This is a genomic window from Methylobacter psychrophilus (genome assembly GCF_025583945.1).
In the GTDB taxonomy this organism is placed as follows: domain Bacteria; phylum Pseudomonadota; class Gammaproteobacteria; order Methylococcales; family Methylomonadaceae; genus Methylobacter_C; species Methylobacter_C psychrophilus.
This window is the reverse complement of the sequence record NZ_JAOEGU010000007.1, coordinates 122,687-136,738: the sequence shown is the minus strand read 5'-3', so window position 1 is coordinate 136,738 and position 14,052 is coordinate 122,687. Positions and strand designations below refer to the sequence as shown.

General features: G+C 43.2%; 14 protein-coding genes and 1 pseudogene. 8 read left to right on the top strand and 7 right to left on the bottom strand.

Features of this window, described 5'->3' with window-relative positions:
- The 5 genes and pseudogenes from N7974_RS20880 to N7974_RS05820 all read left to right on the top strand — a co-directional run.
- Positions 1-108, top strand: a pseudogene (locus N7974_RS20880) (IS5 family transposase); the annotation flags it as partial.
- Positions 109-496: 388 nt separating this feature from the next.
- Positions 497-1,498 carry a glycosyltransferase family 2 protein gene (locus tag N7974_RS05835; protein WP_262964708.1) on the top strand — a complete coding sequence of 334 codons (1,002 nt, stop codon included), beginning with the start codon at positions 497-499 and terminating at the stop codon, positions 1,496-1,498.
- Positions 1,495-2,388, top strand: coding sequence for a glycosyltransferase family 2 protein (locus N7974_RS05830; protein ID WP_262964707.1), 894 nt, complete (start codon positions 1,495-1,497; stop codon positions 2,386-2,388). The genes N7974_RS05835 and N7974_RS05830 overlap by 4 nt, the downstream gene beginning before the upstream one ends.
- Complete coding sequence (locus N7974_RS05825; RefSeq protein ID WP_262964706.1) at positions 2,381-3,271, top strand: NAD-dependent epimerase/dehydratase family protein; 891 nt, start codon at positions 2,381-2,383, stop codon at positions 3,269-3,271. The genes N7974_RS05830 and N7974_RS05825 overlap by 8 nt, the downstream gene beginning before the upstream one ends.
- A 515-nt stretch (positions 3,272-3,786) precedes the next feature.
- Positions 3,787-4,026: a hypothetical protein gene (locus N7974_RS05820; protein ID WP_262964705.1), complete on the top strand. Its 240-nt coding sequence runs from the start codon at positions 3,787-3,789 to the stop codon at positions 4,024-4,026.
- A gap of 75 nt (positions 4,027-4,101) precedes the next feature.
- Here N7974_RS05820 and N7974_RS05815 read toward each other — a convergent pair whose 3' ends face one another.
- The 4 genes from N7974_RS05815 to N7974_RS05800 all read right to left on the bottom strand — a co-directional run bounded on the left by N7974_RS05815 (position 4,102) and on the right by N7974_RS05800 (position 7,675).
- On the bottom strand, positions 4,102-5,373 hold the full coding sequence (locus N7974_RS05815) for an O-acetylhomoserine aminocarboxypropyltransferase/cysteine synthase family protein (protein ID WP_262964704.1): 1,272 nt from the start codon (positions 5,371-5,373) through the stop codon (positions 4,102-4,104).
- Between the two features lie 115 nt (positions 5,374-5,488).
- Positions 5,489-5,764 carry a DUF4242 domain-containing protein gene (locus tag N7974_RS05810; RefSeq protein ID WP_262964703.1) on the bottom strand — a complete coding sequence of 92 codons (276 nt, stop codon included), beginning with the start codon at positions 5,762-5,764 and terminating at the stop codon, positions 5,489-5,491.
- Positions 5,765-5,827: 63 nt separating this feature from the next.
- Positions 5,828-6,424: a TetR/AcrR family transcriptional regulator gene (locus tag N7974_RS05805; protein WP_262964702.1), complete on the bottom strand. Its 597-nt coding sequence runs from the start codon at positions 6,422-6,424 to the stop codon at positions 5,828-5,830.
- A 327-nt stretch (positions 6,425-6,751) separates the two neighbouring features.
- Complete coding sequence (locus tag N7974_RS05800; RefSeq protein ID WP_262964701.1) at positions 6,752-7,675, bottom strand: DNA/RNA non-specific endonuclease; 924 nt, start codon at positions 7,673-7,675, stop codon at positions 6,752-6,754.
- Between the two features lie 658 nt (positions 7,676-8,333).
- On the opposite strand from N7974_RS05800, the gene N7974_RS05795 reads away from it, so the two are divergent.
- Positions 8,334-9,038, top strand: coding sequence for a hypothetical protein (locus N7974_RS05795; RefSeq protein WP_262964700.1), 705 nt, complete (start codon positions 8,334-8,336; stop codon positions 9,036-9,038).
- Between the two features lie 12 nt (positions 9,039-9,050).
- Here N7974_RS05795 and N7974_RS05790 read toward each other — a convergent pair whose 3' ends face one another.
- The gene (locus N7974_RS05790; RefSeq protein ID WP_262964699.1) at positions 9,051-9,722 is read right to left on the bottom strand and encodes a YggS family pyridoxal phosphate-dependent enzyme; all 672 of its coding nucleotides are present in this window, start codon (positions 9,720-9,722) and stop codon (positions 9,051-9,053) included.
- A 125-nt stretch (positions 9,723-9,847) separates the two neighbouring features.
- Here N7974_RS05790 and N7974_RS05785 point away from each other — a divergent pair, with 125 nt between their 5' ends.
- Entirely contained in the window at positions 9,848-10,885 is a 1,038-nt protein-coding gene (locus tag N7974_RS05785) for a type IV pilus twitching motility protein PilT (RefSeq protein WP_262964698.1), read from the top strand.
- Between the two features lie 10 nt (positions 10,886-10,895).
- Entirely contained in the window at positions 10,896-12,050 is a 1,155-nt protein-coding gene (locus N7974_RS05780) for a PilT/PilU family type 4a pilus ATPase (protein ID WP_262964697.1), read from the top strand.
- 146 nt (positions 12,051-12,196) lie between these two features.
- Here the strand turns inward: N7974_RS05780 and trpC are convergent, their stop codons facing one another.
- Positions 12,197-12,997 carry an indole-3-glycerol phosphate synthase TrpC gene (gene trpC / locus N7974_RS05775; RefSeq protein WP_262964696.1) on the bottom strand — a complete coding sequence of 267 codons (801 nt, stop codon included), beginning with the start codon at positions 12,995-12,997 and terminating at the stop codon, positions 12,197-12,199.
- A 17-nt stretch (positions 12,998-13,014) separates the two neighbouring features.
- Positions 13,015-14,031 (bottom strand): anthranilate phosphoribosyltransferase, encoded by a 1,017-nt coding sequence (gene trpD, locus N7974_RS05770; RefSeq protein WP_262964695.1) that lies wholly within the window; start codon positions 14,029-14,031, stop codon positions 13,015-13,017.
- Between the last annotated feature and the right edge of the window lie 21 nt (positions 14,032-14,052).

Sequence of the window (14,052 nt, the reverse complement as noted above, 5' to 3'; positions counted from 1 at the left end):
TTTGGTAAACTCAAGCACTATCGCAGAATTGCTACACGATATGAGAAAAAAGCTATTAATTACATGGGGATGCTGTCATTTTCCTCGGTGCTTTTATGGCTGAGGTGAAACGTCAACAGAACCTAGAATGAAGCCATTAAATTGACTCTATTTTCTTTGTAGAAAAGCCATTCTGCCAGAATGGTGTAATGAAAAATCTTGCTCCTGTTGCGTCAGAAGGTTATCTGGACTTGCAACTTGATACTTATATATTGGCGGGACGACCAGAATACTATTTATAAAACATTCGACAGCCAATCTTCATCAAATAAAGACTAGAATCGCCGTTATGCATAATACAACATCATTAAAATATTTTTTATTCCTGTGCTCCGTATAAAGGATATATCACTTAATTTCAGGAGCTTGGTCACTGAACAAGACTATCCTGAACCCTATCCCATCGGCTTAATCGATGTGTTAAGTTATTTCATACACTTGCCCAAAATAGCTCTGAATGCATAGCCAGATTAACTCAAATAACCAGGTATCAGTGATTATTGTTAATTGGAATGGTGAGCCGTTCCTTGAGCGATGCTTGACTGCATTGATGGCGCAGACGGTTATGCCCTATGAGATTATTTTAGTGGATAATGCCAGTTCCGATAGATCTATTGAAATTGTGCAACAATTTCCTCTCGTACGGTTATTGGCGCAAGATCAGAACACCGGTTTTGCAGGCGGTAATAATCTCGCAATTAAGGCGGTTTCTGTGGACTCGGGTTGGATAGCGCTACTTAATCCTGATGCATTTGTTGATCCAAACTGGCTGGAAGCACTGTTAATGGCAATAGAGTCTAATCCCGGCTTTGATGTGTTTGGCAGTAGATTGGTAAACGCAGGCGATCCTTCGTTATTGGATGGGGCCGGTGATGCCTATCATATGAGCGGTTTGGTGTGGCGCATGGGACATGGCGCGCCAATACCAACAACTGAAGAGTATGAACATGAAGTATTTTCGCCCTGTGCAGCAGCAGCACTTTATCGACGCAGTGCCTGGCAAGAAACAGGTGGCCTGGATGAAGATTACTTCTGTTATGTGGAAGATGTGGATCTAGGCTTTCGTTTACGGCTGGCCGGTTATCGTTGCCTTTATGTACCGCAATCCGTAGCCTATCATGTAGGCTCAGGTACAACGGGTGGCCAGCATAGTGATTTTTCGTTGTATCATGGACATCGTAACCTGGTATGGACTTTTGTAAAGGATATGCCCGGCATCTTGTTTTGGCTACTGTTACCGCTGCATATATTACTAAATCTGGTGAGCATTATCTGGTTTATCTCACAAGGACATGGTGGGGTAATATTAAGAGCCAAACGTGATGCAGTACTGGGCTTGCCAAAAACGTGGCTAAAGCGTCAAACTATCCAAAAAACCAGAGTTGCATCAATCGGTGAGATTTGGCGACAGCTAGATAAACAACTGATTACATCAAAACGTGGTAAAGATAAAATATGAATCCCATCATTTCAACCATTATCGTTAATTATAACGCCGGTGATTTATTACGCGACTGCGTTGATTCGTTACTACTATGTCCACTGGATATCGAAATTATCGTCGTTGATAACGCATCGTCAGATGGTAGTTTGGATGCCTTGAAGGGCTTGCCCTACGTACAGATAATTAAAAATCCTGACAACCTTGGCTTCGCTGTGGCCTGCAATATTGGTGCGTCTGTTGCTTGTGCCCCGTTCTTGCTGTTCCTCAACCCGGACTGCTCTTTTAAGCCGGGCACACTCGCCGGATTATTGGCCATAATGAATGCAGATGATCTCGTGGGTATGGCTGGTGGCTTGCTGACCAGTTTGGATGGAACCGAACAAGCTGGTGGCCGCCGAGCGATTCCTACGCCTTGGCGTTCTTTTGTGCGAGCATTTGGACTAACACGCTTTTCAGATCGATGGCCACGCCTGTTTTTTGATTTCCACTTACACAAACAACCATTACCTGATAAGGCTATTGAAGTAGAAGCTATTTCTGGTGCCTGTATGATGGTCAAGCGCGAAGCAATGCAGGATGTTGGCAAATGGGACGAAGCTTATTTTTTACATTGCGAAGATCTTGACTGGTGTATGCGCTTTAGACAAAAGGGCTGGAAGATTATGTTCGTCCCGTCATTGCAAATTACCCATGCCTTAGGGGCTTGCAGTAAAAGTAGGCCGATGTTTGTAGAATGGCATAAACACAAAGGCATGATGCGGTTTTATCGAAAATTTTTTCGGCATCAGTATCCTTCCATACTGATGTGGCTAGTTGCAGCAGGGGTTTGGCTTCGGTTTGGTCTGATAGTTGCCTATTATGGCAGCCAGCGTGCCGCTCAGGTACTGGGGCTTAAGCGTGCCTGATAATATGGCTATTAAAAATCGTATAGGTATTCTTGGTGCGAGCAGTATGGTGGGATTATGCCTGCTACCTCTATTAACAAAGACTGGCTGGCAAGTAACTGCATTTACGCGACAAACGAATAAACGGACGACTGATTTAGTGGCATGGCAGCAATTACCTTTAGCCGGGAACTATCCCGAAGATAATGAGCAAGTTACGCCGTACTGGATTTGCACTGCCCCTATTTGGGTGTTACCGGATTATTTTGACCTGCTTAAGGCACAAGGTGTTAGGCGCTTGGTCGTGCTGTCTTCTACCAGTCGATTCACTAAAGATACTTCCACTGACCAACAAGAACAAGCCATCGCTCTTCGGCTTGCTGACGCAGAAATGCGCATACAAAATTGGGCCGAAAACCACGGAGTGGAGTGGGTAATTTTACGCCCTACCCTGATTTATGGCTTAGGGCTCGATAAGAATATAACCGAGATTGCCCGCTTCATTGACCGCTTTGGTTGCTTTCCTTTATTTGGTAAAGCAAACGGTCTGCGCCAGCCGATTCATACCAGAGATGTAGCCGATGCATGCCAGGCTGCTTTACTGTCAGCGGTTGCCGCCAATCGCGCCTACAATATTTCCGGTAATGAGACACTTACGTATCGCGAGATGGTCGTGCGCGTTTTTACTGCGCTTGGCCGCCGTCCATGCTTAATGACGGTTCCACTCTGGGCTTTTCGCTTGGCATTAACCGTATTGCGCCGCCTTCCTCGTTACCGACAATGGTCACCTGCCATGGCAGAGCGTATGAATAGTGATTTGGTATTTGAGCACGGTGCAGCGACCCGGGATTTGGACTTCAGCCCTGGGCCGTTTGTTCTGGAAAAAGAAGATTTACGGTTATAAAGTGGTACCCGGAAGCTATAATTTTTCAGAAAATAAGCTTCTAAATAGGCAATCGAAAATCTTATAACAAAAATAAAAAACAGCGGACAATGGATGATAAAGCTTTAATAGAGACTCGTCAGTGGTATCCCGGTATTACCTGACATTCGAAGGAGGGGTATAAGTCTTCACTACGCGCTAGTGGAAGGCTAGGGGGAAATGGCCGTAGACCACAAGCACCAAGGCTTTCAGAGAATTTTGTTTTACCAAACGACTAATACGCGCTAGCGAAAGGCTCATACTCATGTCTCGACCACAAAAGTGTGATGGCAGTAAATAAAATAGCACGCTGCAATCTCCAATAATGGCGAGTAATACTTAACGATTCACCATTTTAATTCAGATAGCAAGGAGTCTAATATGCCTAAGTCTACTTTTATCGCCGATTCGGACGGTGATACGGCAGACCAAGGTGCGTTCTGATTATACCAAAGGCCAGGGCGCACGACTTGACATTGAAGGGTCTGAGAATACCTATGACCTTACTATCCCTCATCCTGATTTGGCTGGCTTTGAGTTTTACTAAATCCAAAAGGGTTAGCATCAATATTTATTACCAACGCGAGAACGATGCCGATTGGACGTTGCAGGCCCGCGCTACCTTCTCGCCACTTCTGGATAATCGCCCCCCTCTCCACACAGGCAAGCCCGAACTGCGTCGTTATACTGCTGTTTACATGCTAAAAGACCAAGAAATTAGTCGATATTTTGATTAATTGCACTCCGTAAGAATAATTGGGGTCAAATGATTTTGCTTTGGCCCCAATTAGCCAGCTGGCTAACAGCCAATATCAAGATGCTGCCAAGGCCTGTTCCAGATCTTCCAGAAGATCGTCAATATGCTCAATGCCGACAGACAAGCGCACCATGTCTTGGGTAACACCAGCTTTAGCCAACTCATCAGGTGACAATTGTCGGTGCGTGGTGGATGCCGGATGACAAGCCAGCGATTTGGCATCACCGATATTAACCAGTCGGGTAAACAGTTTTAAAGCATCCTGAAAATTCTCACCTGCCTTGCGTCCTTCTTTAAGGCCAAAAGTGAGAATGCCGGAAGCGCGTCCATTCATGTACTTATCGACCAGAGGCTTGTCTTGATGGTCATCAAGCCCGGCATAATTAACCCACCCGACCTTACTGTGACTTTGCAGAAATTGCGCTACTTTGATGGTATTTTCACAAATCCGGTCCATGCGTAACGCTAGCGTTTCAATGCCTTGCAGAATCAAAAAAGAGTTAAATGGCGAAATAGCCGCACCGGTATTACGCAACGGTACTACGCGTGCCCGTCCAATAAAAGCGGCAGCTCCCAAGGCTTCAGTGTAAACCACGCCATGATAGGACACATCAGGCTCGTTAAGGCGGCGAAAACGGGCTTTATGTTCAGCCCAAGGAAATTTACCGCTATCGATAATAATCCCGCCAATGCTGTTGCCATGGCCGCCCAGATATTTTGTTAGTGAATGCACGATAATATCGGCGCCGTGCTCAATCGGCCGACACAGATACGGGGACGGTACGGTGTTATCGACAATCAGGGGTATGCCGTGACGATGGGCAATCTCTGCCAAGACTTCAAAATCGGTAATATTACCCAGCGGGTTACCAACCGATTCGCAAAAAATAGCCTTGGTTTTATCATCAATCAATTGCTCGAAAGCAGACGGCTCCCGATAATCGGCAAAACGTACATTAATACCGTATTGCGGCAAGGTATGGGCAAACAGATTGTAAGTGCCGCCATATAAAGTAGCAGCAGAAACGATATTATCGCCAGCTTCGGCAATGGTCATAATGGCATAAGTCGTTGCGGCCATACCGGATGCCACAGCCAACCCGGCCAGACCACCCTCCAGTTCGGCCACCCGCTTTTCCAGTACATCGGTAGTCGGGTTCATGATGCGGGTGTAAATATTGCCGGCCACTTTCAGGTCGAACAGGTCGGCCCCATGCTGGGTATCGTCAAATGCGTAAGACGTCGTTTGATATATGGGTACCGCCACTGCTTTGGTGGTTGGGTCGGGGCTGTAGCCACCATGTACGGCTATTGTTTCTAGTTTCATAGAGCCTGCTTATTGTCGGTATGACTTTGTTAAGGCATTCCCGTACCTTGGTACAGGAATGCCTGCATGACAGATTATTTCAAGGCTGACAGCGCACTTGGCGGTCGCTGGTTAACTACGCATCAGCGGTAGTCGGGTCAATCATGGTTTTTATTTCAGAAATACGGTTGGCAGGAAATCCGCCTTGTTCAGCATGTGCTTTTATGGTCGCTTGATCAGGTGCAATATAAACACAGTAGACTTTATCGTCAGTTACATAGCTTTCTACCCACTGAATTTTAGGTCCCATCTCCTTAAGAACCGCGCAGGATGTTTGCGATATACCTTGCAACTGTTCTGCGGTTAATGCGCCTGCTCCGGGGATGTCACGTTCGATAATATATTTTGGCATGATAGTCTCTTTTGGGTTGAGTTAAATTTAAAACGACTGGTCGTCTCAAAAATTATAATAACATCAGGCTTTAAACAAATCACCTAATAAATTATCGTAACATTGTTTGAGAGGTATTACTGATTGTTCTATTTTCATTCTTAATAAAGCACCTTGCCACATGTTAACCAATAGATCGGCCATATCTTCTGCTGATTTATCGGTTCTTACCGTGCCTTCCTGTTGTGCCTTAAGCAACGCTTCTTGCAGCAAATTTCTATAGCGATGCACGGCCAATTGCAAAGATTTTTTACACAGGTCACTGGTATCACTAATTTCGCCCATTAAATTACCTAATAAACAGCCACCTTTATAATCTGTTTTTTCTAATTCGGTAATCAGTTCATTAAAATAAAGTTGTAAGGCAGTATAAGCGTCATTGTCGGGATTTTGTAAATGGCCGGTTAACTGCTCTATGAAAGGATTAATATAATACTGAATCGTTTCTGCGGCAAAATTCTCTTTGCTGCCAAAATAATTATAAAATGAGCCTTTGGGAATTTGCACGGCATCCAGAATTTCTTTCAGTCCCGTGCCATGATAACCTTGCTGCGTAAGCAAGATCACCCCTTGATTTAACAGGTTTTCTCTATTGGTTAATTTTTTTGATGTTTTAGGCATAGATAAATAATACGACCGGTTGTCTTGTTTTGTCAAAAAGTATTTAAGCGATTTTTATAAATAGTAAATTCAGTGATGGCAAGCCCTGGCCGTAGGCTGGAACAAGACCACCCAAGCCTGTCCTGAGCTTGTCGAAGGGCGTAATGCATCATGGCTTTTCCGGCCTGTGAGGCTATGAGTGGAGAATATAACTGTTTAATTTTACTATCCTGTAGATTCCCGGATAAATAATTTCGACGCTAACAAATAGCATCCCTCCGAGGGATACTATTTGTATAAACTTAAAGCGACGTAAATTAGAAGCTTAATTTCTGAAAATCTATAACTCTAACCTTTATTACAGCCTGCCGGAATCATCCAGGATTGTGCCGGTTTATCGTGTTTGGCGTAATCTGCAACCGGTATTTTTTCGCCCGTCAAATGCTCAAGCTCATCAATGCTCACCAAATATTGATCCAGATGCTTTCTGGTGGCCTCTTGATTATTGGGAACAATCCAGGCAATCACGCGCTCATCCTGACCGGTTCCCCTGACAATGACCTTCCAAAAAGCATCGGGGGTTTTAACACCGTGTGATTGCACAAAATAATCATCTGCCGGATTATTGCCCCAAATAACACCACCTATGATTAATAATTCATCAATATCACGGTAACATTCGGTAATTTCTTCTGTTTGCAACCATGCCCCGCGATTCATAATTGCCGCCTGGGGCAAAATATTAGTCATCGTGTTGGTCGCCTTAATAGCGGCATCCGAGACATCAAGATGATTGGCAGGCACTTGATGACCTCTATCGTATTCCATCCCGTAAGCCTTGGCTGTTTTTTGTTGACAGTCAGCAGGAACATTCGCGTCAAGAAAAAACTTATTATACCGTTTAGCATTGCCATTATCACGCTGGGCAACATACTGAAATTTTATGGCGCCTCGTTGAGAGCAGTCCAGCCAAACGGTAAAGCCTGAATAATCAAGTTTCAAGATATTACCCGAGCGCAAAATTTCTGTATTACTGCCAATAATAGCTGAAGTATTTAACACTGCCTGAGTGGCAATAAGATTCGTATGTACTTGCGATTTACCCGCAATATAAGCGGAACAATTTTTTGTTGATTGACTGTAACTTCCGTCATTACAGACAAATTGAGAGCCGTTGCAATGTGAAATACCGGCTTTTTTACCTGAACAAGGCAAAGCAGACCAACAGGCAAAAGGTAGCAATAATAAAGCTAACGCTATAATTTTATTCATATAAATAATCAGGAAAATTTGATGTGACGAGAATGACTGTTAGCACTTATCTTCGGTTTATAAGTGCAATTGATAACGGTCGTATTTGAAAAAGGCTGGCTGACAGGTTTTCGTTTTTCAATCAGGGAAAAGGCGCACAAGAAGCGCCCAACCACCAAGCCCGGCACAAAGATAACAGATTGAGGTATAAAGAAAGCAGGAAAAACTGGAAGAGGATAAAGCTGGGGTCAGAATTTACAAAGAAGTAACGCGAAATTGAAGTGAAATGAGGATAAAAAACAATGACTACTAAACGTTTTTACAGATAACATCCCTTCAAGGGATCTTATCTGTCTCAGCTTAGGTAATCAAAACAGGTCATATGCCGGATTGAATAAGTGATATGCCACAGTTAAACTAATTAATGACTATTAACATATCCCATATCACCTGATGCCAAGGTAATTAATACCAAGCTAACCAATTATACGTAGCAATTGTAGTGCCAAATATAGCGGCATTTTGCCACGCGACAATATGCCACATTTTCAATAGGCAACCAGATTGTTACACTTTAACTCAAATTGCTGTTGTGCTTTAAACAACACCAGTTAACCATCCTTCCTCTCGATAATGCGGACTGCATACTGAGTCCGCATTCTTTTTTAATGGGGCTATTATGAAACGAAGATATACGTCAAACGACTTTTACGCCATAAACACCGCCGAACTCAGTAAAAAAACGGCTATCCACGAAGCCGGCCATGCCGCAGCAATTTATCTGGGCAACAAACAAAAACAACTGCCACCGATTTTTTTTCAGATTTTTATTAAAAAACTGAAAAGTGATTCCCAACCGATGACATGCTTATGTAAGGCATATGATAGTTGCAATAATTGCGTGACTAAAATAGATGGCGGTCGCTTAATTCATACCTTGCCATCCTCATTCAAAGAAGCTGTCAGTGATTTTTCTGTTACACAAGAACAAGCTTATCAACATGCTTTTGAAGCAGATATTATTAATTTACTGGTAGGCCCTCTCGCAGAGGCTAACTATATATCACTACGTGATGATGAACCTATCAATCAGCACTTGGTAAATCTGCATGCTCTGCATAATTATGGCGGATCTTCTGATTTGGAAACTATCAATGAATATCTGGATTGTTTTATTGCCGATAAATCACACAAGGAAAAAAAATTAGCCGAGTTATTTCTGGCCGCATTCCATTTTATAAACAACCGGTCAAATTGGCGTGCCATTATGGCCTTGGCAGACCATATTTTAGCCGACTCTAAAAACATAATAACCTGCGAAGAAATTATTGCTGTACTGGATGCCAACACCATTGAAACCCCAAAAAGCATCTGCCCCCAATAACCCCATTTGACTCTATTCCCGCGCACCAAATAATGCCGTACCAATCCTGACAATAGTAGCGCCTTCTGCTATCGCGGCATTTAAATCTCCGCTCATGCCAAATGAATAGGTATCCATCTCAGGATGGTTCAGTTTGGCGACCGCGTCATAAAGTGTTTTGTAAGGTTGTCGCTGCAAATCAAAATCATCTTGAGGCATAGGAACAGCCATCACGCCACGCAGTTTTATGTTGGGCAATTCTGAGACAAGCTTACACAGTTGCGGCAATTCATTCAGGGTAATACCTGATTTACTGGGTTCGTTGCTGATATTAACTTGCAAACAAATATTTAACGGCGGCAGTGCAAGAGGACGTTGATCACTCAAGCGTTTGGCAATCTTAAAACTATCGACGCTGTGTACCCAAGAAAAATGCATCGCCAGCGCTTTGGTTTTATTGGATTGGATAGGTCCAATAAAATGCCAGGTAATATCATACGCACCCAATTCCTGTTGTTTTTTTATGGCTTCCTGGCAATAGTTTTCGCCAAAATGGCGTTGTCCCGCTTGATAAGCAAAGGCAATTGCCTGAGCCGTTTTGGTTTTACTAACCGCCAACAATTGCACCGAACCCGGCTTACGATGGTAAGTTATTTCAGCTTGTCTGATTTGTGCAAGTAAGGTGTTACGTCTGGTATTTATCATCGTTATCAGGGGATAATTAAGCGGAATAAATTTCTATTAAACAGTACCACTTCAAAAAAGCCAAGAGTTGCGCTAAAGTAGCGATATTTAGTTGTTTTTTATCAACTACTTTACTCAGGATTTTAATGGATATTGCAGAATTACTGGTCTTTTCAGTTAAAAATAAAGCATCAGATTTACATTTATCAGCAGGTCTGCCACCCATGATCCGGGTTGATGGTGATATAAAGCGAATTAATATTCCGGCACTCGATCATAAGGCAGTGCATGCTTTGATTTATGACATTATGAATGACAAGCAACGTCGTGATTATGAAGAGTTTTTGGAGACTGACTTTTCATTTGAACTACCTGGAGTCGCAAGATTTCGTGTTAATGCCTTTAATCAGCAGCGTGGAGCAGCGGCAGTTTTTAGAACAATTCCCTCAAAAGTATTGTCTCTGGAAGACCTGAATGCTCCCAAGTTTTTTGAAGAATTGACCAGAAAACCACGCGGTCTTATTCTGGTGACCGGTCCTACCGGCTCAGGCAAATCAACCACACTGGCAGCGATGATTAATCATATTAATTGCAATGATTATGCACATATATTGACTGTCGAGGATCCCATAGAGTTTGTTCATGACAGCCAAAAATGTTTAATTAATCAGCGTGAAGTCCATCGCGATACTCATGGCTTTAATGAAGCGTTACGCTCGGCACTTCGTGAAGATCCTGACATTATTATGGTAGGTGAAATGCGGGATTTGGAAACGATTCGTTTGGCATTAACGGCTGCTGAAACAGGTCATCTTGTTTTTGGTACGTTGCATACTACTTCAGCAGCAAAAACCATCGACCGTATTATTGACGTCTTCCCGGCGGCAGAAAAAGACATGATTCGTTCCATGTTGTCGGAATCATTACAAGCCGTTATTTCACAAACACTGATGAAAAAAAACGGCGGTGGCCGTGTTGCCGCCCATGAAATTATGGTGGGCACCTCCGCTATCAGAAATCTGATACGTGAAGCCAAAGTCGCACAGATGTATTCTGCCATTCAAACCGGGCGCAAGGAAGGTATGCAGACGTTGGATCAAAATCTGAGGGAACTGGTTGATAAAGGTTTGGTTACCGCAAAAGAAGCAATGGTTAAAGCCATTAATAAAGATAGCTTCCGTTAAGGAGTAAATAATGAATTTGAATACACTATTTGCATTGATGGCTGAGAAAAAAGCCTCCGATTTATTTATAACCGCAGGAAGGGCTCCAACCATGAAGGTTGATAACAGTCTGATTGAGCTTTCCAAGACGCCGTTGACAGTAGAACAGGCTTTGGAGGTTGTTTTGAGTACGATGAACCTGCGGCAAAAAACCGAGTTTGAAAATACCAAGGAGTGCCAGTATGCTCTGGGTGTAAAGGATATAGGAAGATTCAGGATCAGCGCTTTTACCCAGCGGGATTCTGCCGGTATGGTAATGCGACGAATTGAAAATGAAATACCTGATGCAGATTCCTTGTTTTTGCCACCTATTTTAAAAGAACTAATTATGGAAAAGCGTGGCCTCATTCTCTTTGTAGGGGCTACGGGCACAGGAAAATCAACCTCATTAGCCGCCTTAATCAAGCATCGTAATCAAAACAGTAGCGGCCATATTATTACCATTGAGGATCCTATAGAGTTTCAACATCCGCATTTGGGTTGTATTATCACCCAGCGTGAAGTGGGCATTGATACAGAATCTTATGAAGTTGCGTTAAAAAACACACTACGACAGGCACCTGATGTTATTTTGATTGGTGAAATCAGGACACGGGAAACCATGCAGAATGCTATTACTTTTGCAGAGACAGGACATTTATGCCTGTCTACCTTACATGCAAACAACGCCAATCAAGCCTTGGATCGAATTTTGCATTTCTTTCCTGACGAAATGCATGATCAGTTATTGATGGATTTGTCACTGAATCTGAAAGGAATCGTTGCTCAACAATTAATTAAGCGAGCCGATGGCAAAGGTCGCTATCCCGCCGTCGAAATAATGATTAATACGCCATTGGTCAAGGATTATATCCGTAAAGGCGAGATTGACAAGATTAAAGAGTTAATGAAAAATTCACGCGAACAGGGTATGCAGACTTTTGACCAAGCCCTGTATGATTTGTATATCGCTGGAAAAATCGGTTATGAAGATGCGTTAAATTCAGCAGATTCAAGAAACGAAGTACGCTTAATGATCAAACTTAGCGGTGAAAATGTTACTACCTCTGAAAATGATGAAATGCAGTTATCAGCAACAGAGGAGAATACATTTTTTGCCAATAAAGCCTTTAAAAAGCCAGACTAAGATGCAGCGTTTTTTCATCGATGGATATTTTCAGAAAGTAAATTTCCACTCTATGCCGTTTAAAGCTTATACAGATAATATCCCTTCAACGGATGTTATCTGTTGAGATCGAAATTGTTTATTCGGGAAGCTATAAAACGTGATTTTTACAAAGCAAACAGCTCACGCATTTTTTTGCCGGGGCTTTCTGCCCTCATAAATACTTCACCGACTAAAAAGCCATAAACAGCATTATCCAACATCAGTTGCACATCGTCACGGGTATGAATACCGCTTTCCGTAATGATAATCCGGTCGTCAGGAATTTGCTCTTTTAAAGCCAAAGTCGTTTGCAGCGTTGTTTCAAAAGTGCGTAGATTACGGTTATTAATACCAATCAGTTTGGTATCCAGCTTAAGCGCTCTTTCCAGCTCTCCGGCATCATGAACTTCGACCAACACATCCATACCCAACTTTGTGGCGGTATCTGACAGCTCCTGCATGAGACTGTCGTCAAGGGCTGCAACAATCAGCAAAATGCAATCTGCACCTAGCGCACGAGCTTCATAGACTTGATAAGCATCAATCATAAAGTCTTTTCTTAATACCGGCAGTGGACAGCGCTCTCTGACCATTTGTAAATACGCTTCCGAACCCTGAAAAAATTCTTTATCCGTCAATACTGACAAACAAGTCGCACCATTCATGGCATAATCCTGACCGATAAGTACCGGTTGAAAATTTTCCCTAATTACGCCCTGACTGGGTGATGCTTTCTTGATTTCGGCAATAATTGCCGGTTTTTTTGCCAATACCTTATATTCGATAGCTTTATAAAAGCCACGCGGACGTTCTACACCTGAGGCAATGTCTTCAAGATTGGCTATCGACATACCGGATTTGCGTCTGGCGACTTCTTCAGCTTTTTTTGCCAGGATAGTTTTTAAAATGTCAGGCGTATTAGTCATATTTGTTTATCAGTCCGTTATAATTTTTTTGAAAAAGCGATTAACGCATCGAATTTAGCTCTTGCTCCACCACTGACTATAACTTGCCGGGCTTTTTCTATACCCAAAGCCAGTGAATCAGACATATTGGCGGCATAAATAGCAGCTCCCGCATTCAACAACACGATATCCAGTGCCGCTCCAGCTTGATTATCCAAAACCGAGTTCACCTTTGCCAAACTGGATTTTGCACCATCAACGGCTATCGCACTCAGACTTGCGCGTTTAAAGCCGAACTGTTCGGGTGTAACGGTATAGGTAGTAACTTTATTATTTTTAAGTTCGGCAATGGTGGTAGCAGAAGCAATACTGATTTCGTCCAGACCATCCTCGGCATTAACCACCAAGACATGCTGACTACCCAGTTTTTTTAATACCAATGCCAAGGGTTCAACCCAGTCTTTTGCAAAGACACCGATTAACTGGTTAGGCGCACCAGCCGGATTGGATAGAGGGCCCAATAAATTAAACAGGGTTCTAACGCCCATTTCTTTACGCACATTAATGGTGTGCTTCATGGCACCATGATGCCGGGGCGCGAATAAAAATCCGACGCCAATTTCATTAACGCACTGTGCAACTTGTTCAGCACTTAAATCCAGATTGAAGCCAGCGGCTTCCAGTACATCAGCGCTGCCGCAACTACTGGAAACAGAGCGATTGCCGTGTTTGGCAACCTGCCCGCCTGCCGCAGCAACCACAAAGGCACTGGCGGTGGAGATATTAAACGTGTTTGCACCATCGCCACCGGTGCCACAAGTATCTATAACATGCTCGCCGGTGATGGTTACCCTACTGACTAATTCACGCATCACCTCAACAGCAGCGGCAATCTCGTCAATGGTTTCGCCTTTGCAACGTAACGCAATTAAAAAACCGCCAATTTGTGCGTCCGTTGCTTTGCCTGACATGATAAGACGCATAACCTCACGCATTTCATCAGCCGTCAGATTTTGCTTATCCAGCAGTTTTTGTATGGCTTGTTGTATGTGCATTTTAAATAAATCCAGGGAAAT

Coding starts and splice junctions, on each gene's coding strand:
- N7974_RS05835 (WP_262964708.1), top strand. CDS start 497: ATGCATAGCCAGATTAACTCAAATAACCAGGTATCAGTGATTATTGTT.
- N7974_RS05830 (WP_262964707.1), top strand. CDS start 1,495: ATGAATCCCATCATTTCAACCATTATCGTTAATTATAACGCCGGTGAT.
- N7974_RS05820 (WP_262964705.1), top strand. CDS start 3,787: ATGACCTTACTATCCCTCATCCTGATTTGGCTGGCTTTGAGTTTTACT.
- N7974_RS05815 (WP_262964704.1), bottom strand. CDS start 5,373: ATGAAACTAGAAACAATAGCCGTACATGGTGGCTACAGCCCCGACCCA.
- N7974_RS05810 (WP_262964703.1), bottom strand. CDS start 5,764: ATGCCAAAATATATTATCGAACGTGACATCCCCGGAGCAGGCGCATTA.
- N7974_RS05805 (WP_262964702.1), bottom strand. CDS start 6,424: ATGCCTAAAACATCAAAAAAATTAACCAATAGAGAAAACCTGTTAAAT.
- N7974_RS05800 (WP_262964701.1), bottom strand. CDS start 7,675: ATGAATAAAATTATAGCGTTAGCTTTATTATTGCTACCTTTTGCCTGT.
- N7974_RS05795 (WP_262964700.1), top strand. CDS start 8,334: ATGAAACGAAGATATACGTCAAACGACTTTTACGCCATAAACACCGCC.
- N7974_RS05790 (WP_262964699.1), bottom strand. CDS start 9,722: ATGATAAATACCAGACGTAACACCTTACTTGCACAAATCAGACAAGCT.
- N7974_RS05785 (WP_262964698.1), top strand. CDS start 9,848: ATGGATATTGCAGAATTACTGGTCTTTTCAGTTAAAAATAAAGCATCA.
- N7974_RS05780 (WP_262964697.1), top strand. CDS start 10,896: ATGAATTTGAATACACTATTTGCATTGATGGCTGAGAAAAAAGCCTCC.
- trpC (WP_262964696.1), bottom strand. CDS start 12,997: ATGACTAATACGCCTGACATTTTAAAAACTATCCTGGCAAAAAAAGCT.
- trpD (WP_262964695.1), bottom strand. CDS start 14,031: ATGCACATACAACAAGCCATACAAAAACTGCTGGATAAGCAAAATCTG.